Raw genomic sequence first — 17,953 nt, 5'->3', positions numbered from 1 at the left:
CTGACATGCAATTAAATGTAAATGACGCTCAAGCGATCGAAGTTTCCGAACTGACATTTGGCGGCGAATTCAACGAGACGCTGGTTCACCAAGCAGTCGTGGCCTACATGGCCGGCGGCCGTCAAGGTAGCAAGCAGCAAAAGACCCGTTCCGACGTTCGTGGTGGCGGTAAGCGCCCATGGCGTCAGAAAGGTACTGGCCGTGCTCGTGCCGGTACTATCCGTAGCCCAATCTGGCGTGGCGGCGGTACCACTTTCGCAGCTCGTCCACAGGATCACTCCCAGAAGCTGAACAAGAAGATGTATCGCGCAGCAATGCGTTCCATCCTTGCTGAGCTGGTGCGTACTGATCGTCTGATCGTGGTTCAGGATTTCGCTGTTGAAACTCCAAAAACCAAAGATCTGCTGGGCAAGCTGAACAACATGAGCCTGACCGATGTTCTCATCGTGTCGGACGCTGTTGATCAGAACCTGTACCTGGCTGCTCGTAACCTGCCGCACGTAGATGTACGTGACGTTCAAGGTTCCGATCCAGTTAGTCTGATCGCATACGACAAGGTGTTGATCACCGTGTCGGCCGTGAAGAAATTCGAGGAGCTGCTGGGATGAACCAGGAACGCGTATTTAAAGTTCTGCTTGGCCCGCACGTTTCCGAAAAGGCTACGGTTCTGGCTGACAAGAAAGGCCAGTTCGTTTTCAAGGTTGCAACTGACGCAACCAAGCTGGAAATCAAGAAGGCCGTCGAAAGCCTGTTCAGCGTGAAAGTTGAGCGTGTTACTACCCTGAACGTTCTGGGTAAGAGCAAGCGCACGGCTCGCGGTCTGGGCAAGCGCAATGACTGGAAGAAGGCAGTTATCTCCCTTCAGCCAGGCCAAGATCTCGATTTCAGCAGCAGTGCTGAGTAAGGAAGGGGTGCATCATGGCAATCGTTAAATGCAAACCGACTTCCCCTGGCCGCCGTTTTGTGGTCAAGGTGGTCAACCAGGAGCTGCATAAAGGCGCTCCTCACGCACCGCTGCTCGAGAAAAAATCGAAGACTGGTGGTCGTAACAACAATGGCCGTATTACTACCCGTCATATCGGTGGTGGTCATAAGCAGCATTACCGTATGGTCGACTTCCGTCGCAACGACAAAGATGGCATTCCAGCCACTGTTGAGCGTATCGAATACGATCCAAACCGTACTGCTCACATTGCTCTTATGTTGTACGCAGACGGCGAACGCCGTTACATCATCGCCCCTAAAGGCGTGAGCGCTGGCGACCAGCTGATTTCGGGTGCTTTGGCTCCGATCAAGCCGGGCAACCAGTTGCAACTGCGCAGCATTCCAGTTGGTAGCACCGTACACGGCATCGAATTGAAGCCAGGTAAAGGCGCGCAGATCGCTCGTTCCGCTGGTGCTTCGGCACAGCTGATCGCTCGTGAAGGCGTGTACGTTACCCTGCGTCTTCGCTCCGGTGAGATGCGTAAAGTCCTGGCTGAATGCCGTGCGACCCTGGGCGAAGTCTCGAACTCCGAGCACAGCCTGCGTTCGCTGGGTAAAGCTGGTGCCAAACGCTGGCGTGGCGTTCGCCCAACCGTTCGTGGTGTTGCCATGAACCCGGTTGACCACCCACATGGTGGTGGTGAAGGTCGTACCTCTGGTGGTCGTCATCCGGTATCGCCATGGGGCTTCCCGACTAAGGGCGCGAAGACTCGTGGTAATAAGCGTACCGACAAAATGATCGTCCGTCGTCGCAAGTAAATAGAGGGATACGACAGTGCCACGTTCTCTGAAAAAAGGTCCTTTTATTGATCTTCACCTACTGAAGAAGATCGAAGTGGCGGCGGAAAAGAACGATCGCAAACCAATTAAGACTTGGTCGCGTCGTTCTATGATCCTGCCACAAATGGTCGGTCTGACCATCGCAGTACACAACGGTCGTCAACACGTCCCAGTTCTCGTTAACGAAGACATGGTCGGCCACAAACTGGGCGAGTTTGCCGGTACCCGCACTTATCGTGGGCACGTGGCAGACAAGAAAGCCAAGCGTTAAGGGGTTAGGAAATGGAAGTAGCCGCTAAGTTGTCGGGCGCTCGAATCTCCGCCCAGAAAGCCCGCTTGGTCGCCGACCAGATTCGCGGGAAGAAGGTGGGCGAAGCGCTCAACTTGTTGGCTTTCAGCAGTAAGAAAGCCGCCGAGATCATGAAGAAAGTGCTGGAGTCGGCCGTAGCCAACGCCGAGCATAACGAAGGCGCAGACGTTGATGACCTGAAGGTCAGCACCGTTTTCGTCAACGAAGGGCGTTCGCTGAAGCGCATCATGCCACGTGCCAAAGGCCGTGCTGATCGCATCGTCAAGCGGTCTTGCCATATCACTGTCAAGGTTGCTGACAAGTAACGGAGTCGAAGAGATGGGTCAGAAAGTACATCCCATTGGCATTCGCCTGGGAATCGTCAAGGAGCACACCTCCGTCTGGTACGCAGACGGTCGGACTTATGCGGACTATTTGTTCGCTGATCTGAAGGTGCGTGAGTATCTCCAAGACAAACTAAAAAGCGCGTCCGTAAGCCGTATCGATATCCATCGTCCGGCGCAAACTGCACGTATCACCATCCACACCGCTCGTCCAGGTATCGTTATCGGGAAGAAAGGTGAAGATGTTGAGAAACTGCGTCAGGACCTGACCAAGCAAATGGGTGTGCCTGTGCACATCAATATCGAAGAGATCCGTAAGCCGGAGCTCGACGGTATGCTGGTTGCGCAGAGCGTAGCTCAGCAGCTGGAGCGTCGCGTTATGTTCCGTCGCGCTATGAAGCGCGCTGTACAAAACGCCATGCGCATTGGTGCCAAAGGCATCAAAATCCAAGTGAGCGGTCGTCTCGGCGGTGCTGAAATCGCACGTACTGAATGGTATCGCGAAGGTCGTGTGCCACTGCACACCCTGCGTGCCGACATCGACTATGCCAACTACGAAGCTCACACCACTTATGGTGTGATCGGTGTAAAGGTTTGGATCTTCAAAGGCGAAGTAATTGGTGGTCGCCAAGAAGAACTGAAACCACAAGCACCAGCGCCTCGTAAAAAAGCTGCTAAGTAAGGGGTACGCCAAATGTTGCAACCTAAGCGTACGAAGTTCCGCAAGCAGATGACAGGTCACAACCGTGGCCTGGCTCAGCGCGGTAGCAAAGTCAGCTTCGGCGAGTTCGCGCTGAAGTCTGTAGCTCGTGGTCGTCTCACCGCTCGTCAGATCGAGTCAGCGCGTCGTGCTCTGACCCGTCACGTTAAACGTGGCGGCAAGATCTGGATCCGTGTATTCCCGGACAAGCCGATCTCCAAAAAGCCTCTCGAGGTTCGTATGGGTAAAGGTAAGGGTAACGTGGAATACTGGGTTGCCCAGATTCAGCCAGGCAAAGTCCTGTATGAAATCGAGGGTGTAACTGAAGAGCTGGCGCGTGAGGCTTTTGCCCTGGCTGCTGCAAAGCTGCCGCTCGCCACCGCCTTTGTTAAACGGACGGTGATGTGATGAAAGCGAATGAACTTCGTGAAAAATCCGCACAGCAGCTGAACGAGCAACTGCTCGGCTTGCTGCGCGACCAGTTCAATCTGCGTATGCAGAAAGCAACTGGCCAGTTGGGGCAGTCTCATCTGCTCTCGCAAGTTAAGCGTGACATCGCTCGCGTGAAGACTGTGCTTAACCAGCAGGCAGGTAAGTGATCATGGCTGAAGCCGAAAAAACTGTCCGTACGCTGACTGGCCGTGTTGTCAGCGACAAGATGGACAAAACCATCACCGTTCTGATCGAGCGTCGCGTAAAGCACCCGATCTACGGTAAATATGTTAAGCGTTCGACTAAGCTGCACGCGCACGACGAAACCAATCAGTGCCACATCGGCGACAAAGTCACTATTCGTGAAACTCGTCCGATGGCCAAGACCAAGTCTTGGGCACTGGTTGATGTTCTCGAACGCGCTGTGGAAGTCTAAGGACTAGGGGTCGGAGAAATTATATGATTCAGACTCAATCCATGCTCGATGTGGCCGATAACAGCGGCGCTCGCCGTGTTATGTGCATCAAGGTGCTGGGTGGCTCCCATCGTCGTTACGCTGGTATCGGTGACATCATCAAAGTTACCGTGAAGGAAGCAATTCCTCGCGGTAAAGTGAAAAAAGGCCAAGTGATGACTGCTGTTGTAGTCCGCACTCGTCACGGCGTACGTCGTGCTGATGGCTCCATTATCCGCTTTGATGGCAACGCTGCTGTTCTTCTGAACAACAAGCAAGAGCCGATCGGCACCCGTATCTTTGGGCCAGTGACCCGTGAACTTCGTACTGAGAAGTTCATGAAGATCGTCTCGCTCGCCCCAGAAGTGCTGTAAGGAGATCCGACATGCAAAAGATTCGTCGTGACGACGAGATCATCGTGATCGCCGGCAAAGACAAAGGTAAGCGCGGTAAGGTGCTGAAGGTTCTTGCTGACAACCGTCTGGTTGTTGGTGGTCTGAACCTGGTCAAGCGTCATACCAAGCCTAACCCGATGTCGGGCGTACAAGGCGGTATCGTCGAGAAAGAAGCGCCACTGCACGCTTCTAACGTAGCCATCTTCAATGGCGAAACCAACAAGGCTGACCGCGTTGGTTTCAAAGTAGAAGAAGGTAAGAAAATTCGTGTCTTCAAGTCGACCCAAAAAGCGGTTGATGCTTGAACACTGCTAGGTAGAAGACCATGGCACGACTAAAAGAGATTTACCGGAAGGAAATCGCTCCGAAACTTAAGGAAGAACTTAAGCTTTCGAACGTGATGGAAGTTCCGCGCGTTACCAAAATCACCCTGAACATGGGTCTGGGCGAAGCGATCGGCGACAAAAAAGTCATCGAGCACGCTGTTGCTGACCTGGAAAAGATCACCGGCCAAAAAGTCGTTGTGACCTACGCTCGTAAATCCATCGCTGGCTTTAAAGTCCGCGAAGGATGGCCGATCGGTGTCAAGGTGACTCTGCGCCGTGAGCGTATGTATGAGTTCCTGGATCGTCTGCTGTCGATCTCCCTGCCTCGGGTTCGCGACTTCCGCGGCCTGAATGCCAAGTCCTTCGATGGTCGTGGTAACTACAGCATGGGCGTAAAAGAGCAGATCATTTTCCCGGAAATCGACTACGACAAGATCGATGCTCTCCGCGGTCTGGACATTACCCTGACCACCACTGCCAAGAACGATGATGAAGGCCGCGCTCTGCTGCGCGCTTTCAAATTCCCGTTCCGCAACTGATTGGAGTAGGAAAATGGCCAAGAAGAGCATGAAAAACCGTGAGCTGAAGCGTCAGCTCACTGTTGCCAAGTACGCCACCAAGCGTGCAGCGCTGAAAGCTATCATCGTTGATCTGAACGCAAGTCCAGAAGCGCGTTGGGAAGCTACCGTAGCTCTGCAGAAGCAACCACGTGACGCAAGCGCTTCGCGCATGCGTAACCGTTGCCGCCTGACTGGTCGTCCGCACGGCGTTTACCGCAAGTTCGGCCTTGGCCGTAACAAGTTGCGTGAAGCTGCAATGCGTGGTGACGTTCCAGGTCTGGTTAAAGCCAGCTGGTAATCGCTGTCAAAGCCTTGATGGTCGGGTTTGTAAGAACCTGACCATCGGTGGCCTTGAATTTGAATCAAGCCCCTTTTGGGGCTTGATTCATTTCTGGGGTGTGTCTAGAATGACCGGCTCGCCTGAGCCCGTGTTTTTCATGCCCGGAAGTTCTCGGCGACAAGTAGTAGCCGCAAGGCTAATTTTTCTGTATTAGGAGCGTCTAGCCCATGAGTATGCAGGACCCGTTAGCGGACATGCTAACTCGAATCCGTAATGCCCAGATGGCTGAAAAGTCTGTCGTAAGCATGCCGTCTTCCACGCTGAAGGTGGCTGTAGCAAAAGTCCTGAAGGACGAAGGTTACATCGCGGATTTTCAGATCACCACCGACGCTAAGCCGTCGTTGTCCATCTCGCTGAAGTACTTCGAAGGCCGTCCGGTTATCGAAGAAGTGAAGCGCGTTAGTCGTCCAGGCCTGCGTCAGTACAAGTCCGTTGAAGATCTGCCGAAAGTTCGTGGCGGTCTTGGCGTGTCTATCGTCTCCACCAACAAAGGTGTGATGACGGATCGTGCTGCGCGCGCTGCCGGTGTCGGCGGCGAAGTTCTTTGCACTGTGTTCTAAGGGGGGATAAGCATGTCTCGCGTCGCTAAGAACCCCGTTAAGCTGCCAGCCGGTGTCGAAGTAAAATTCGCAGGCCAACAGCTTTCGGTGAAGGGTGCCAAGGGCACTCTTGAACTGAACATCCATTCGTCCGTTGAGATTGTTGAAGAAGCTGGTGAGCTGCGTTTCGCTGCTCGCAATGGCGATCAACAAACTCGCGCAATGGCCGGTACCACGCGTGCGTTGGTAAACAACATGGTCCAAGGCGTAAGCCAAGGCTTCGAGCGTAAGCTCCAGCTGGTCGGTGTTGGTTACAAAGCGCAAGCAAAAGGCACGGTTTTGAACCTTGCCCTTGGCTTCTCGCACCCAGTGGATTACGAACTGCCGGAAGGCATCACCGCTGAGACTCCTAGCCAGACCGATATCCTGATCAAGGGCATCGATAAGCAGCTGGTAGGTCAAGTGGCCGCTGAGATCCGCGACTTCCGTCCACCAGAGCCGTACAAAGGCAAAGGTGTGCGCTACGCGGACGAAGTCGTCCGTCGTAAAGAAGCCAAGAAGAAGTAGGGCATAGCAAATGACCGACAAAAAAGTTACTCGACTGCGTCGCGCTCGCAAAGCACGCCTGAAAATGCACGAACTCGAAGTCGTGCGTCTCTGCGTGTTCCGCTCGTCGCAGCACATCTACGCCCAGGTCATCTCGGCCGACGGCAACAAAGTCTTGGCAAGCGCCTCGACTTTGGATAAAGAACTGCGTGATGGTGCCACTGGCAACATCGACGCGGCCACAAAGGTTGGCCAGCTGGTCGCTACGCGTGCTAAGGCCGCTGGCGTCTCGCAAGTGGCTTTCGACCGCTCTGGCTTCAAGTACCACGGCCGCGTTAAAGCGCTGGCTGATGCTGCTCGTGAAGCTGGGCTGGAGTTCTAAGTTATGTCAAATAACGACCAAAAGCGCGACGAAGGCTACATTGAGAAGCTGGTTCAAGTTAACCGCGTAGCCAAAACCGTTAAAGGCGGCCGTATCTTCACTTTCACCGCGTTGACCGTGGTTGGTGATGGTAAAGGGCGTGTTGGCTTCGGCCGTGGCAAGTCACGTGAAGTGCCTGCTGCGATCCAGAAGGCAATGGAAGCTGCTCGCCGCAACATGATCCAAGTTGACCTGAACGGCACCACTCTGCAGTACGCAATGAAGTCCGCTCACGGCGCTTCGAAGGTGTACATGCAGCCTGCTTCTGAAGGTACCGGTATCATCGCTGGCGGCGCTATGCGTGCTGTCCTCGAAGTTGCTGGCGTTCAGAACGTTCTGGCCAAGTGCTACGGCTCGACTAACCCGGTAAACGTGGTTCACGCCACTTTCAAGGGTCTGAAAGCCATGCAATCTCCTGAGTCTATTGCTGCCAAGCGTGGCTTGACCGTCAAGGAGATCTTCTGATCATGGCTACCGTTAAAGTAACGCTGATCAAAAGCATGACCGGCCGCATCCCTAACCACAAATTGTGCGTTAAGGGTTTGGGTCTGCGTCGCATCGGTCACACTGTAGAAGTCCAGGATACTCCCGAGAATCGCGGGATGATCAACAAGGCTTACTACATGCTGCGTGTCGAGGGTTAATCGATGAAACTCAATGATCTGAGTCCAGCGCCGGGTTCCCGTCGTGAAAAGCATCGTCCGGGCCGTGGTATCGGTAGCGGTTTGGGTAAGACTGGTGGCCGCGGCCACAAAGGTCAGACCTCCCGCTCCGGTGGCACCATTGCTCCAGGCTTTGAAGGCGGTCAACAGCCGCTGCATCGTCGCCTGCCGAAGTTCGGTTTCGTTTCCCTCAAGGCTATGGATCGCGCAGAAGTGCGTCTGTCCGAGCTGGCTAAAGTGGAAGGCGACATCGTCACCGTGCAGTCCCTGAAAGATGCCAACGTGATTAACGTCAACGTACAGCGTGTGAAAATCATGCTGTCCGGTGAAGTGACTCGCGCTGTCACTATCGGCAAGGGAATCGGCGCCACCAAAGGTGCGCGTTCGGCTATCGAAGCAGCTGGCGGCAAGTTCGAGGAATAAATGGCTAAGCAAGGTGCTCTCTCTGCGCTCGGCAAAGGCGGTATGTCTGAACTCTGGGCTCGTCTGCGTTTTCTGTTCCTGGCGATTATCGTCTACCGAATAGGCGCACACATCCCGGTTCCAGGTATTAACCCGGACCGACTCGCAGAACTGTTTCGACAGAATGAGGGGACCATTCTTAGCTTGTTCAACATGTTCTCCGGCGGCGCGCTGGAACGGATGAGCATCTTTGCACTGGGGATCATGCCGTACATTTCGGCATCGATCATCATGCAACTGATGACAGCCGTCAGCCCGCAGCTGGAACAGTTGAAGAAGGAAGGTGAAGCTGGGCGTCGCAAGATTGCTCAGTACACCCGCTACGGCACTGTCGTTCTCGCTCTCGTTCAGGCTATTGGCATGTCCATTGGTCTGGCAGGGCAGGGCGTATCGTTCACTGGTGACTTTGGCTTCCATTTCGTCGCGGTATCCACTTTTGTGGCTGGTGCGATGTTCATGATGTGGCTGGGTGAGCAGATTACTGAGCGTGGTGTTGGCAACGGTATCTCGATGTTGATTTTCGCAGGTATCGTCGCCGGTCTTCCGAGAGCGATCGGGCAGTCTTTCGAGTCTGCGCGTCAGGGTGATATCAACATTTTTGCCCTGGTTGCGATCGGTTTGCTGGCAGTAGCGATTATCGGTTTTGTGGTGTTCATTGAGCGTGGTCAGCGTCGTATTGCTGTTCACTACGCCAAGCGTCAGCAGGGCCGTAAGGTCTTCGCTGCGCAGACTAGCCACTTGCCGCTGAAGGTGAACATGGCCGGTGTTATTCCGGCTATTTTCGCGAGCAGCATTTTGCTGTTCCCGGCTTCGTTGGGTACCTGGTTCGGTCAGTCTGAAGGTATGGGCTGGTTGCAGGACATCTCGCAGTCGATCGCTCCTGGTCAGCCGTTGAATATTCTGCTGTTTAGTGCAGGGATTATTTTCTTCTGCTTCTTCTATACGGCGTTGATGTTCAATCCGAAAGACGTAGCGGAAAACCTGAAGAAGTCCGGTGCCTTTATTCCGGGTATCCGTCCGGGCGAGCAGTCGGCGCGCTACATTGATGGCGTTCTGACCCGTTTGACCCTGTTCGGTGCTCTATATATGACGGCCGTATGTCTGTTGCCCCAGTTCCTGGTGGTTGCGGCAAACGTTCCGTTCTACCTTGGCGGGACCTCGTTGCTGATCGTGGTCGTGGTTGTGATGGACTTCATGTCCCAAGTACAATCGCACCTCGTTTCGCACCAGTACGAATCCCTGATGAAGAAAGCCAACCTGAAGGGTTACGGCAGCGGCATGTTGCGCTGAGTACCCATAAGGTTCGAGGAGTTGGTGATGAAAGTTCGTGCATCGGTGAAAAAGCTGTGCCGTAACTGCAAAATTATTCGCCGCGAAGGTGTTGTTCGAGTAATTTGCAGCGCGGAACCGCGTCACAAACAGCGCCAAGGCTGAGTGTGATCCGCTTGAAGCCCGGCAGCTAGTGCGCTGCCGGGTTGATTATTTGTTATTACAGCGATATTATCTCGCGCCCTATTTCTTGGCTTCCGGGGCGTAGGTAGCTGTCAATTGGAGTCCCACTGAATGGCCCGTATTGCAGGCGTTAACATTCCAGATAACAAGCACACTGTTATCTCGCTGACCTACATCTATGGTGTTGGTCGCACTACTGCGCAGAAAATTTGCGCAGAGACTGGGGTAAACCCAGCCGCAAAGATCAAAGATCTGAGCGACGAGCAGATTGAACAGTTGCGTGGCGAAGTGGCGAAGTTCACCACTGAAGGTGACCTGCGTCGCGAAGTCAACATGAAAATCAAGCGTTTGATGGATCTCGGTTGCTACCGCGGTCTGCGTCATCGTCGTGGTCTTCCAGTGCGCGGTCAGCGTACCAAGACTAACGCGCGTACCCGTAAAGGTCCGCGTAAGCCGATCCGCAAGTAATCGCCCACGCGAATCGACAGGAAATTAATCATGGCAAAACCTGCTGCTCGTCCTCGTAAAAAAGTTAAAAAGACAGTGGTTGATGGCATCGCCCACATCCATGCTTCTTTTAACAACACAATCGTGACCATCACCGACCGTCAAGGTAACGCGCTTTCTTGGGCTACCTCCGGTGGTTCGGGTTTCCGCGGTTCCCGCAAGTCCACCCCGTTTGCTGCTCAAGTAGCTGCTGAACGTGCTGGTCAAGCTGCGCTGGAATATGGCCTGAAAAACCTCGACGTTAACGTCAAAGGTCCAGGTCCAGGTCGTGAGTCTGCTGTCCGTGCATTGAACGGCTGTGGCTATAAGATCGCCAGCATCACCGACGTGACGCCAATCCCGCACAACGGGTGCCGTCCGCCGAAGAAGCGCCGCGTGTAATCCAGGAGATTGTAAAGAATGGCTCGTTACATTGGTCCAAAATGCAAACTCGCTCGTCGCGAAGGCACCGATCTCTTCCTGAAGAGCGGCGTGCGCGCGATCGAATCGAAGTGCAACATTGAAGCAGCACCTGGTATCCACGGCCAACGCCGCGGTCGCCAGTCCGACTACGGCACCCAACTGCGTGAAAAGCAGAAGGTCCGTCGTATCTACGGCGTTCTCGAGCGTCAGTTCAGCGGCTACTACAAAGAAGCTGCTGGCAAGAAAGGTGCAACCGGTGAAAACCTGCTGCAACTGCTCGAATGCCGTCTGGACAACGTTGTATACCGTATGGGCTTTGGTTCGACTCGTGCCGAATCCCGCCAGCTGGTATCGCACAAGTCGATCAGCGTTAACGGTCAGACCGTAAACGTTCCGTCGTATCAGGTTCGTGCTGGTGACGTGGTTGCAGTTCGCGAGAAAGCAAAAAACCAGCTTCGCATTGTCCAAGCTCTCGATCTGTGTGCCCAACGTGGCCGCGTAGAATGGGTAGAAGTAGACACTGAGAAGAAGTCGGGCGTTTTCAAGAACGTTCCTGCTCGCAGTGATCTGTCCGCCGACATCAACGAAAGCCTGATTGTCGAGCTCTACTCCAAGTAAGGGCTAGAAAATAGGTGCATCCATGCAGATTTCGGTAAATGAGTTCCTGACACCCCGCCATATTGATGTGCAGGTTGTCAGTCCAACCCGCGCCAAGATCACTCTCGAGCCTCTCGAGCGTGGTTTTGGCCACACCCTGGGCAACGCGCTGCGACGCATCCTGTTGTCCTCAATGCCCGGCTGCGCAGTAGTCGAGGCCGAGATTGACGGTGTGCTCCACGAGTACAGCGCCATCGAAGGTGTACAGGAAGACGTAATTGAAATCCTGTTGAACCTTAAAGGTCTGGCCATCAAGCTGCACGGTCGTGACGAAGTTACGCTGACCTTGTCGAAGAAGGGTTCGGGGGTGGTTACCGCTGCCGATATTCAGCTGGATCATGATGTCGAGATCGTTAATCCCGATCACGTAATCGCTAACCTGGCGTCTAACGGCGCCCTGAACATGAAGCTCACTGTAGCTCGTGGTCGTGGTTATGAACCAGCCGACTCGCGTCAGAGCGATGAAGACGAAAGCCGCAGCATCGGTCGCTTGCAGCTTGACTCTTCGTTCAGCCCGGTTCGCCGTATCGCATACGTGGTGGAAAACGCCCGTGTCGAGCAGCGTACTAACCTGGACAAGCTGGTTATTGATCTGGAAACCAACGGTACTCTGGATCCTGAAGAGGCTATTCGCCGCGCTGCAACCATTCTGCAACAGCAGTTGGCTGCGTTCGTCGACCTCAAAGGTGACAGTGAGCCAGTGGTTGTCGAGCAGGAAGACGAGATCGATCCGATCCTGCTTCGCCCGGTTGACGATCTGGAACTGACTGTACGTTCGGCTAACTGCCTTAAGGCGGAAAACATCTACTACATCGGTGACCTGATTCAGCGTACCGAAGTAGAGCTGTTGAAGACTCCGAACCTGGGCAAGAAATCCTTGACTGAAATCAAGGACGTTCTGGCCTCCCGCGGTCTGTCCCTCGGCATGCGCCTCGACAACTGGCCGCCTGCAAGTCTTAAGAAGGACGACAAGGCGACTGCCTGATCGTCGTAATCACCGAACGTAGTGTTTGGTAAGGAATGAACCATGCGTCATCGTAAAAGTGGTCGTCACCTGAGCCGCACCAGCTCGCACCGCAAGGCCATGTTCCAAAACATGGCGGTGTCGCTGTTCGAGCACGAGCTGATCAAAACTACACTGCCGAAAGCTAAAGAACTGCGTCGCGTTGCTGAGCCGCTGATCACTTTGGCCAAGACAGACAGCCTGGCTAACCGCCGTTTGGTTTTCGACCGTACTCGTTCGAAAGCTATCGTTGGTAAGCTCTTCAACGACCTGGGCAAGCGTTACGCTACCCGTGAGGGTGGCTACCTGCGCATCCTCAAGTGCGGCTTCCGCACTGGCGACAACGCGCCTATGGCGTACGTCGAGTTGGTTGATCGTGCTACCGGCGGTGAAGCTGTATCCGCTGAGTAAGACGTCAGTCTGAAACGAAGAACCGGGCCTAGTGCCCGGTTTTTTGTGCCTGAAAGAAAATGAGTGATTCGTACAAGCTTCCGACACTGTTCTCTTGTCATCATGTGCGGGAAATGATCATTAGTAATTTTCTATCGATGCCCGCAAGGTAATGAATTTGTAGGTGTCACGTTGATGATCAATACTTCCCACCAAGCCGATTAGCCGGCAGTTTGAAGACTGAAAGAGGAAGAAGACCGTATGAGCCAGATTAAAACGCTTACGACTGCCAGTGGCGCTCCTGTCGCTGATAACCAGAATTCTCGCTCTGCCGGCCCTCGCGGCCCGCTGCTGCTCGACGATTTTCACTTGCTCGAGAAGCTCGCCCATTTCAACCGTGAAAACATTCCTGAGCGCCGCGTACATGCCAAGGGCTCGGGTGCTTACGGTACGTTCACTGTTACCCGCGATATCACCCAGTACACCAGCGCCAAGCTGTTCGAGTCTGTGGGCAAGCAAACCCCGACTTTTCTGCGATTCTCCACCGTCGGTGGCGAGCGTGGATCGGCTGATACCGAGCGCGATCCTCGTGGTTTCGCTTTGAGGTTTTACACCGAAGAAGGCAACTGGGACATCGTTGGCAACAACACGCCAGTGTTCTTCATTCGCGATCCCCTGAAGTTTCCAGACTTCATCCACACTCAAAAGCGTCTGCCACAAAGCAACCTGAAAAGTGCGCAAATGATGTGGGACTTCTGGTCGCACTCACCCGAAGCCCTGCACCAGGTCACGATCCTGTTCTCTGATCGCGGCATTCCTGACGGCTACCGTCACATGCATGGTTTCGGCAGCCACACTTATAGCCTGATCAGCGCGCAGGGCGAGCGTCACTGGGTGAAGTGGCACTACAAGACCAAGCAAGGGATCAAGAACCTGGCGCCGGCAGACGCTGCACGTCTGGCGGGCACCGATCCGGATTACGCCCAGCGTGACCTGTTCGAAGCGATCGAGCGTGGTGACTTCCCGAAATGGCGCGTGTGCATCCAGATCATGACCGAAGCTCAGGCTGCGGCGCATTTCGAGAACCCGTTCGATGTCACCAAAACCTGGTCGCAGAAAGAATTCCCGCTGATCGAAGTGGGTGAGCTGGAATTGAACCGCAACCCACTGAATTACTTTGCTGAAGTCGAGCAAGCCGCATTCGGCCCCAGCAACATGGTTCCAGGCGTCGGTCTCTCGCCTGACCGTATGCTGCAAGGTCGTGTGTTCGCTTACGCTGATGCCCATCGCTACCGTGTCGGCACCAACCACCAGCAATTGCCGGTGAATGCTCCGCGCAGTCCGGTGAATACTTATCAGCGCGATGGCTCGATGGCTTTTGGCAGCAACGGTGGTGCGGCACCTAATTACGAGCCGAACAGCTACATCGAGTCGCCAAAGCAAGCGCCGCATTATGCTGAGCCTGCGCTGGCCTTGAGCGGTGCGGCTGATCGTTACGATCACCGCGAAGACACCGACTACTACAGCCACGCCGGTGCACTGTTCCGCTTGATGGGTGACGAGCAAAAAGCGTTGTTAGTCAGCAACATCGCCGGGGCAATGAGCGGGGTTTCGCCTGACGTCGTCGACCGTCAGTTGCAGCACTTCTATAAAGCCGATCCGGCGTATGGAGACGCAATCGCAAAGCTGCTCAACGTACAGCTTAACGAAGTCTAAACGAGAAGCAGAACCGCCCTCATTTGGGCGGTTTTTGCGTTATTTAGGCCGCTTTTCTCAGAATATCTTCGCTTTTATTGCGTAGAAAGGGTGACCTTCCAGTCAGGTTGGTTCAAACTACAGCCTTTCAAGCAGGGAGATGTAGGGCGATGCAAGGCCACCCAGATGTTATCGATTACCTCAACACGTTGCTGACCGGCGAACTGGCCGCGCGTGACCAATATTTTGTGCATTCGCGGATGTATGAGGACTGGGGGTTCACCAAGCTCTACGAGCGAATCAACCACGAGATGGAAGAAGAGGCAGGTCACGCCGATGCGTTGATGCGCCGGATTCTGATGCTTGAAGGCACACCGCGTATGCGTCCGGATGATCTGGATGTCGGCACCACGGTACCGGAGATGCTCGAAGCGGATCTGCGTCTTGAGTACAAAGTCCGTGCTGCGCTGTGCAAAGGCATTGAGCTCTGCGAGCAACACAAGGACTACGTCAGTCGTGAGATCCTGCGGATCCAGCTGAACGACACCGAAGAAGATCACACCTACTGGCTGGAAAAGCAGTTGGGCCTGATCAAGCTGATCGGTCTCGAGAACTATCTGCAGTCTCATACTTCCTGATTGCAAAGATACAAAAAAGCCCCTGTCACTGATGAAGTGACAGGGGCTTTTTCATGCCCGGTGTTTAGGCACGATCTCGGATCAGCAACGGCTTGAGGTAGTAACCGGTGTGAGATTGCTTCATCTCGGCCACTTCCTCTGGCGTGCCGGTGGCGATGATCTGTCCACCCTTGGAACCGCCTTCAGGCCCGAGATCAACCAGCCAGTCAGCCGTCTTGATCACGTCCAGGTTGTGTTCGATCACCACCACGGTGTTGCCGTGATCGCGCAGGCGATGCAGCACGTCTAGCAATTGCTGGATATCCGCGAAGTGCAGGCCCGTGGTCGGCTCATCGAGGATGTACAGGGTCTTGCCGGTGTCGCGTTTGGATAGCTCGCGAGAGAGCTTGACCCGCTGCGCTTCACCGCCGGACAGCGTAGTCGCCGACTGCCCCAGCTTGATGTACGACAGCCCCACATCCATCAGCGTTTGCAGCTTGCGCGCCAGCGCCGGCACCGCATCGAAGAACACCCGGGCTTCCTCGATCGTCATCTCGAGGGTTTCGTGGATATTCTTGCCCTTGTACTTGATCTCAAGGGTTTCGCGGTTGTAGCGCTTGCTCTTGCACACGTCGCACGGCACATAGATGTCCGGCAGGAAGTGCATTTCCACCTTGATCAGACCATCGCCTTGGCACGCTTCGCAGCGACCGCCCTTGACGTTGAACGAGAAACGCCCAGGCCCGTAACCACGCGAGCGTGATTCCGGCACGCCGGCGAACAGTTCGCGGATCGGCGTGAACAACCCGGTGTAGGTCGCCGGGTTGGAGCGCGGCGTACGACCGATCGGGCTCTGGTCGATATCGACGACTTTGTCGAGATGTTCCAGGCCTTTGATGCTGTCGTGTGCTGCGGCTTCCAGCGTGGTCGCGCCGTTGAGTGCCGTAGCGCTCAGTGGGAACAGCGTGTTGTTGATCAGCGTCGATTTGCCCGAACCGGACACGCCGGTCACGCAGGTCAGCAGGCCGATCGGGATTTCCAGATCGACATTGCGCAAGTTGTTACCGCGCGCGCCCTTGAGTGACAGGGTCAGCTTCTTGTTGCGTGGCGTGCGCTTGGCTGGCACTGCGATCTTCACCCTGCCAGACAAGTATTTGCCAGTCAGTGAGTCCGGGTGCGCCATGACTTCGGCGGGCGTACCTTCGGCGACGATATGGCCGCCATGCACACCGGCGCCCGGGCCGATATCCACAACGTAGTCGGCCAAACGGATGGCGTCCTCGTCGTGCTCGACCACTATTACCGTGTTGCCGATATCGCGCAGATGTTTGAGTGTGCCGAGCAGTCGGTCGTTATCCCGCTGGTGCAAGCCAATCGACGGTTCGTCGAGGATGTACAACACGCCCACCAGACCAGCACCGATCTGACTGGCCAGACGAATCCGCTGGGCTTCACCGCCGGAAAGGGTGTCCGCGCTGCGGTCCAGCGACAGGTAGTCCAGCCCGACGTTAACCAGAAACTGCAGACGCTCGCGGATTTCCTTGAGGATCTTGTCGGCAATTTCGCCACGACGACCGGTCAGCTTCAGCGTGCCGAAATACTCGCAGGCATCGCCGATTGGCAGGTTGGTCACCGCCGGCAGAGTCTTCTCGCCGACCCAGACGTGCCGCGCCTCGCGACGCAGACGGGTGCCTCGGCAATCCGGGCAGGACTGGGTACTGAGGAACTTGGCCAGCTCTTCACGCACGCTCGCCGATTCGGTTTCGCGGTAACGTCGCTCCAGGTTCGGCACGATGCCTTCGAACGGGTGCGAACGTTTGACGATATCGCCACGGTCATTGAGGTATTTGAAGTCGACGTTCTGCGAGCCGCTGCCGTGCAGGATGAACTTCTGCTGATCGGCCGGCAGTTCGTTGAATGGCTTCTCCAGACTGAAACCATAGTGCGAGGCCAGCGAGCCGAGCATCTGGAAGTAATAGACGTTACGCCGGTCCCAGCCGCGGATCGCGCCTTCGGCCAGCGTCAGTTCGCCGTTGACCAGTCGCTTGATGTCAAAGAATTGCTTAACGCCCAGGCCGTCGCAGGTCGGGCAGGCGCCGGCCGGGTTGTTGAAGGAAAACAGCTTGGGTTCGAGTTCGCTGATTGCATGGCCGCAGATCGGGCAGGCAAAGCGTGCGGAGAAGATCATCTCTTCGCCTGGCTCGTCGTCCATCGGCGCCACGAGGGCGATACCGTCCGCGAGCTTTAGCGCGGTCTCGAAAGACTCGGCCAGACGCTGCTGCAGATCGGCGCGAACCTTGAAGCGGTCGACGATCACATCGATCGAGTGCTTCTTCTGTTTATCCAGTTTCGGCAGTTCGTCGAGTTCGCAGATTCGGCCATTGACCCGGGCGCGGACGAAACCTTGCGCACGCAGTTCTTCAAAAACCGACAGATGCTCGCCTTTACGCTCGCGAATCACCGGTGCCAGCAGCATCAGTTTGCTGCCCTCCGGCTGCGCCAGCACCAGATCGACCATCTGGCTGACGGTCTGCGCTTCAAGCGGGATATCGTGATCCGGGCAACGCGGCGTACCGACGCGCGCATAGAGCAGGCGCAGGTAGTCGTAGATTTCGGTGATGGTGCCGACCGTGGAGCGCGGGTTGTGCGAGGTCGACTTTTGTTCGATGGAGATTGCCGGCGACAGGCCTTCAATGGTGTCGACGTCAGGTTTTTCCATCATCGACAGGAACTGCCGGGCGTAGGCCGACAGGGATTCGACATAGCGGCGCTGACCTTCGGCGTACAGGGTGTCGAAGGCCAGGGACGACTTGCCGGATCCGGACAGGCCGGTGATGACGATCAGTTTGTCCCGTGGCAGGGTCAGGTCGATGTTCTTCAGGTTGTGGGTACGGGCCCCACGTATCAGGATCTTGTCCAAAGTGGCCTCGCTCGGCGGGCGTCGAAAACGTAGGAGTATACGGGCAAATACTGGATGGATGCACACTATCAAGCCA

Annotated in this window: 29 protein-coding genes; 28 read left to right on the top strand and 1 reads right to left on the bottom strand. The window is 55.3% G+C overall.

Annotated elements, in window-relative coordinates:
- Positions 1 to 5: 5 nt before the first annotated feature.
- From rplD to bfr, 28 genes are all read left to right on the top strand, one after another.
- Positions 6 to 608 carry a 50S ribosomal protein L4 gene (rplD, locus tag ACA061_RS24040; RefSeq protein WP_150602056.1) on the top strand — a complete coding sequence of 201 codons (603 nt, stop codon included), beginning with the start codon at positions 6 to 8 and terminating at the stop codon, positions 606 to 608.
- On the top strand, positions 605 to 904 hold the full coding sequence (gene rplW, locus ACA061_RS24035) for a 50S ribosomal protein L23 (RefSeq protein ID WP_002555488.1): 300 nt from the start codon (positions 605 to 607) through the stop codon (positions 902 to 904). The genes rplD and rplW overlap by 4 nt, the downstream gene beginning before the upstream one ends.
- A 14-nt stretch (positions 905 to 918) precedes the next feature.
- The gene (gene rplB, locus ACA061_RS24030) at positions 919 to 1,743 is read left to right on the top strand and encodes a 50S ribosomal protein L2 (protein ID WP_042561342.1); all 825 of its coding nucleotides are present in this window, start codon (positions 919 to 921) and stop codon (positions 1,741 to 1,743) included.
- Positions 1,744 to 1,759: 16 nt separating this feature from the next.
- Entirely contained in the window at positions 1,760 to 2,035 is a 276-nt protein-coding gene (gene rpsS / locus ACA061_RS24025) for a 30S ribosomal protein S19 (protein ID WP_003228731.1), read from the top strand.
- 11 nt (positions 2,036 to 2,046) lie between these two features.
- Positions 2,047 to 2,379: a 50S ribosomal protein L22 gene (rplV, locus tag ACA061_RS24020; protein WP_003103908.1), complete on the top strand. Its 333-nt coding sequence runs from the start codon at positions 2,047 to 2,049 to the stop codon at positions 2,377 to 2,379.
- A gap of 13 nt (positions 2,380 to 2,392) precedes the next feature.
- Positions 2,393 to 3,079, top strand: a complete 687-nt coding sequence (gene rpsC / locus ACA061_RS24015) for a 30S ribosomal protein S3 (RefSeq protein ID WP_003176422.1) — start codon at positions 2,393 to 2,395, stop codon at positions 3,077 to 3,079.
- Positions 3,080 to 3,091: 12 nt separating this feature from the next.
- Complete coding sequence (gene rplP / locus ACA061_RS24010) at positions 3,092 to 3,505, top strand: 50S ribosomal protein L16 (protein WP_003232424.1); 414 nt, start codon at positions 3,092 to 3,094, stop codon at positions 3,503 to 3,505.
- Positions 3,505 to 3,696: a 50S ribosomal protein L29 gene (rpmC, locus tag ACA061_RS24005; protein ID WP_002555481.1), complete on the top strand. Its 192-nt coding sequence runs from the start codon at positions 3,505 to 3,507 to the stop codon at positions 3,694 to 3,696. Before rplP ends, rpmC begins: the two co-directional genes overlap by 1 nt.
- A gap of 2 nt (positions 3,697 to 3,698) precedes the next feature.
- Positions 3,699 to 3,965: a 30S ribosomal protein S17 gene (gene rpsQ / locus ACA061_RS24000; RefSeq protein ID WP_003194644.1), complete on the top strand. Its 267-nt coding sequence runs from the start codon at positions 3,699 to 3,701 to the stop codon at positions 3,963 to 3,965.
- Between the two features lie 23 nt (positions 3,966 to 3,988).
- Positions 3,989 to 4,357: a 50S ribosomal protein L14 gene (gene rplN / locus ACA061_RS23995; RefSeq protein WP_002555479.1), complete on the top strand. Its 369-nt coding sequence runs from the start codon at positions 3,989 to 3,991 to the stop codon at positions 4,355 to 4,357.
- A gap of 11 nt (positions 4,358 to 4,368) precedes the next feature.
- Complete coding sequence (rplX, locus tag ACA061_RS23990) at positions 4,369 to 4,683, top strand: 50S ribosomal protein L24 (RefSeq protein WP_042561341.1); 315 nt, start codon at positions 4,369 to 4,371, stop codon at positions 4,681 to 4,683.
- A 20-nt stretch (positions 4,684 to 4,703) separates the two neighbouring features.
- Positions 4,704 to 5,243 (top strand): 50S ribosomal protein L5, encoded by a 540-nt coding sequence (rplE, locus tag ACA061_RS23985; RefSeq protein WP_003210069.1) that lies wholly within the window; start codon positions 4,704 to 4,706, stop codon positions 5,241 to 5,243.
- A gap of 13 nt (positions 5,244 to 5,256) precedes the next feature.
- Positions 5,257 to 5,562 carry a 30S ribosomal protein S14 gene (gene rpsN / locus ACA061_RS23980; protein ID WP_003228726.1) on the top strand — a complete coding sequence of 102 codons (306 nt, stop codon included), beginning with the start codon at positions 5,257 to 5,259 and terminating at the stop codon, positions 5,560 to 5,562.
- A 209-nt stretch (positions 5,563 to 5,771) separates the two neighbouring features.
- Complete coding sequence (gene rpsH, locus ACA061_RS23975) at positions 5,772 to 6,164, top strand: 30S ribosomal protein S8 (RefSeq protein WP_007966178.1); 393 nt, start codon at positions 5,772 to 5,774, stop codon at positions 6,162 to 6,164.
- Between the two features lie 12 nt (positions 6,165 to 6,176).
- Positions 6,177 to 6,710, top strand: coding sequence for a 50S ribosomal protein L6 (gene rplF, locus ACA061_RS23970; RefSeq protein ID WP_003176412.1), 534 nt, complete (start codon positions 6,177 to 6,179; stop codon positions 6,708 to 6,710).
- 10 nt (positions 6,711 to 6,720) lie between these two features.
- Positions 6,721 to 7,071, top strand: coding sequence for a 50S ribosomal protein L18 (gene rplR / locus ACA061_RS23965; RefSeq protein WP_003186037.1), 351 nt, complete (start codon positions 6,721 to 6,723; stop codon positions 7,069 to 7,071).
- 3 nt (positions 7,072 to 7,074) lie between these two features.
- Complete coding sequence (gene rpsE / locus ACA061_RS23960) at positions 7,075 to 7,575, top strand: 30S ribosomal protein S5 (RefSeq protein ID WP_003176409.1); 501 nt, start codon at positions 7,075 to 7,077, stop codon at positions 7,573 to 7,575.
- Positions 7,576 to 7,577: 2 nt separating this feature from the next.
- On the top strand, positions 7,578 to 7,754 hold the full coding sequence (gene rpmD, locus ACA061_RS23955; protein WP_003176408.1) for a 50S ribosomal protein L30: 177 nt from the start codon (positions 7,578 to 7,580) through the stop codon (positions 7,752 to 7,754).
- Between the two features lie 3 nt (positions 7,755 to 7,757).
- Positions 7,758 to 8,195: a 50S ribosomal protein L15 gene (gene rplO / locus ACA061_RS23950; protein ID WP_042561340.1), complete on the top strand. Its 438-nt coding sequence runs from the start codon at positions 7,758 to 7,760 to the stop codon at positions 8,193 to 8,195.
- The gene (gene secY, locus ACA061_RS23945; RefSeq protein WP_150595170.1) at positions 8,196 to 9,524 is read left to right on the top strand and encodes a preprotein translocase subunit SecY; all 1,329 of its coding nucleotides are present in this window, start codon (positions 8,196 to 8,198) and stop codon (positions 9,522 to 9,524) included. It abuts the gene before it with no gap.
- Between the two features lie 27 nt (positions 9,525 to 9,551).
- The gene (rpmJ, locus tag ACA061_RS23940) at positions 9,552 to 9,668 is read left to right on the top strand and encodes a 50S ribosomal protein L36 (RefSeq protein WP_002555468.1); all 117 of its coding nucleotides are present in this window, start codon (positions 9,552 to 9,554) and stop codon (positions 9,666 to 9,668) included.
- 129 nt (positions 9,669 to 9,797) lie between these two features.
- The gene (gene rpsM / locus ACA061_RS23935; protein ID WP_150595171.1) at positions 9,798 to 10,154 is read left to right on the top strand and encodes a 30S ribosomal protein S13; all 357 of its coding nucleotides are present in this window, start codon (positions 9,798 to 9,800) and stop codon (positions 10,152 to 10,154) included.
- 30 nt (positions 10,155 to 10,184) lie between these two features.
- On the top strand, positions 10,185 to 10,574 hold the full coding sequence (gene rpsK, locus ACA061_RS23930) for a 30S ribosomal protein S11 (RefSeq protein WP_002555466.1): 390 nt from the start codon (positions 10,185 to 10,187) through the stop codon (positions 10,572 to 10,574).
- An 18-nt stretch (positions 10,575 to 10,592) separates the two neighbouring features.
- Positions 10,593 to 11,213 (top strand): 30S ribosomal protein S4, encoded by a 621-nt coding sequence (gene rpsD / locus ACA061_RS23925; RefSeq protein WP_003176404.1) that lies wholly within the window; start codon positions 10,593 to 10,595, stop codon positions 11,211 to 11,213.
- 22 nt (positions 11,214 to 11,235) lie between these two features.
- Complete coding sequence (locus ACA061_RS23920; RefSeq protein ID WP_003186012.1) at positions 11,236 to 12,237, top strand: DNA-directed RNA polymerase subunit alpha; 1,002 nt, start codon at positions 11,236 to 11,238, stop codon at positions 12,235 to 12,237.
- Between the two features lie 42 nt (positions 12,238 to 12,279).
- Positions 12,280 to 12,666, top strand: a complete 387-nt coding sequence (gene rplQ / locus ACA061_RS23915) for a 50S ribosomal protein L17 (protein ID WP_042561338.1) — start codon at positions 12,280 to 12,282, stop codon at positions 12,664 to 12,666.
- A gap of 240 nt (positions 12,667 to 12,906) precedes the next feature.
- On the top strand, positions 12,907 to 14,361 hold the full coding sequence (locus ACA061_RS23910; RefSeq protein ID WP_210554811.1) for a catalase: 1,455 nt from the start codon (positions 12,907 to 12,909) through the stop codon (positions 14,359 to 14,361).
- 149 nt (positions 14,362 to 14,510) lie between these two features.
- Positions 14,511 to 14,978, top strand: a complete 468-nt coding sequence (gene bfr / locus ACA061_RS23905; protein WP_047303712.1) for a bacterioferritin — start codon at positions 14,511 to 14,513, stop codon at positions 14,976 to 14,978.
- A gap of 64 nt (positions 14,979 to 15,042) precedes the next feature.
- Here bfr and uvrA read toward each other — a convergent pair whose 3' ends face one another.
- The gene (gene uvrA / locus ACA061_RS23900; protein WP_150598137.1) at positions 15,043 to 17,877 is read right to left on the bottom strand and encodes an excinuclease ABC subunit UvrA; all 2,835 of its coding nucleotides are present in this window, start codon (positions 17,875 to 17,877) and stop codon (positions 15,043 to 15,045) included.
- Positions 17,878 to 17,953 lie beyond the last annotated feature (76 nt).

It is taken from the genome of Pseudomonas sp. LBUM1668 (genome assembly GCF_059695715.1).
The sequence above is the reverse complement of the archived record's forward strand: the minus strand, read 5'-3'. Positions and strand labels throughout refer to the sequence as shown.

What these genes read in the sequence shown, in the direction of transcription:
- rplD (WP_150602056.1), top strand. Translation starts at nt 6, where the DNA reads ATGCAATTAAATGTAAATGACGCTCAAGCGATCGAAGTTTCCGAACTG.
- rplW (WP_002555488.1), top strand. Translation starts at nt 605, where the DNA reads ATGAACCAGGAACGCGTATTTAAAGTTCTGCTTGGCCCGCACGTTTCC.
- rplB (WP_042561342.1), top strand. Translation starts at nt 919, where the DNA reads ATGGCAATCGTTAAATGCAAACCGACTTCCCCTGGCCGCCGTTTTGTG.
- rplV (WP_003103908.1), top strand. Translation starts at nt 2,047, where the DNA reads ATGGAAGTAGCCGCTAAGTTGTCGGGCGCTCGAATCTCCGCCCAGAAA.
- rpsC (WP_003176422.1), top strand. Translation starts at nt 2,393, where the DNA reads ATGGGTCAGAAAGTACATCCCATTGGCATTCGCCTGGGAATCGTCAAG.
- rplP (WP_003232424.1), top strand. Translation starts at nt 3,092, where the DNA reads ATGTTGCAACCTAAGCGTACGAAGTTCCGCAAGCAGATGACAGGTCAC.
- rpmC (WP_002555481.1), top strand. Translation starts at nt 3,505, where the DNA reads ATGAAAGCGAATGAACTTCGTGAAAAATCCGCACAGCAGCTGAACGAG.
- rpsQ (WP_003194644.1), top strand. Translation starts at nt 3,699, where the DNA reads ATGGCTGAAGCCGAAAAAACTGTCCGTACGCTGACTGGCCGTGTTGTC.
- rplN (WP_002555479.1), top strand. Translation starts at nt 3,989, where the DNA reads ATGATTCAGACTCAATCCATGCTCGATGTGGCCGATAACAGCGGCGCT.
- rplX (WP_042561341.1), top strand. Translation starts at nt 4,369, where the DNA reads ATGCAAAAGATTCGTCGTGACGACGAGATCATCGTGATCGCCGGCAAA.
- rplE (WP_003210069.1), top strand. Translation starts at nt 4,704, where the DNA reads ATGGCACGACTAAAAGAGATTTACCGGAAGGAAATCGCTCCGAAACTT.
- rpsN (WP_003228726.1), top strand. Translation starts at nt 5,257, where the DNA reads ATGGCCAAGAAGAGCATGAAAAACCGTGAGCTGAAGCGTCAGCTCACT.
- rpsH (WP_007966178.1), top strand. Translation starts at nt 5,772, where the DNA reads ATGAGTATGCAGGACCCGTTAGCGGACATGCTAACTCGAATCCGTAAT.
- rplF (WP_003176412.1), top strand. Translation starts at nt 6,177, where the DNA reads ATGTCTCGCGTCGCTAAGAACCCCGTTAAGCTGCCAGCCGGTGTCGAA.
- rplR (WP_003186037.1), top strand. Translation starts at nt 6,721, where the DNA reads ATGACCGACAAAAAAGTTACTCGACTGCGTCGCGCTCGCAAAGCACGC.
- rpsE (WP_003176409.1), top strand. Translation starts at nt 7,075, where the DNA reads ATGTCAAATAACGACCAAAAGCGCGACGAAGGCTACATTGAGAAGCTG.
- rpmD (WP_003176408.1), top strand. Translation starts at nt 7,578, where the DNA reads ATGGCTACCGTTAAAGTAACGCTGATCAAAAGCATGACCGGCCGCATC.
- rplO (WP_042561340.1), top strand. Translation starts at nt 7,758, where the DNA reads ATGAAACTCAATGATCTGAGTCCAGCGCCGGGTTCCCGTCGTGAAAAG.
- secY (WP_150595170.1), top strand. Translation starts at nt 8,196, where the DNA reads ATGGCTAAGCAAGGTGCTCTCTCTGCGCTCGGCAAAGGCGGTATGTCT.
- rpmJ (WP_002555468.1), top strand. Translation starts at nt 9,552, where the DNA reads ATGAAAGTTCGTGCATCGGTGAAAAAGCTGTGCCGTAACTGCAAAATT.
- rpsM (WP_150595171.1), top strand. Translation starts at nt 9,798, where the DNA reads ATGGCCCGTATTGCAGGCGTTAACATTCCAGATAACAAGCACACTGTT.
- rpsK (WP_002555466.1), top strand. Translation starts at nt 10,185, where the DNA reads ATGGCAAAACCTGCTGCTCGTCCTCGTAAAAAAGTTAAAAAGACAGTG.
- rpsD (WP_003176404.1), top strand. Translation starts at nt 10,593, where the DNA reads ATGGCTCGTTACATTGGTCCAAAATGCAAACTCGCTCGTCGCGAAGGC.
- ACA061_RS23920 (WP_003186012.1), top strand. Translation starts at nt 11,236, where the DNA reads ATGCAGATTTCGGTAAATGAGTTCCTGACACCCCGCCATATTGATGTG.
- rplQ (WP_042561338.1), top strand. Translation starts at nt 12,280, where the DNA reads ATGCGTCATCGTAAAAGTGGTCGTCACCTGAGCCGCACCAGCTCGCAC.
- ACA061_RS23910 (WP_210554811.1), top strand. Translation starts at nt 12,907, where the DNA reads ATGAGCCAGATTAAAACGCTTACGACTGCCAGTGGCGCTCCTGTCGCT.
- bfr (WP_047303712.1), top strand. Translation starts at nt 14,511, where the DNA reads ATGCAAGGCCACCCAGATGTTATCGATTACCTCAACACGTTGCTGACC.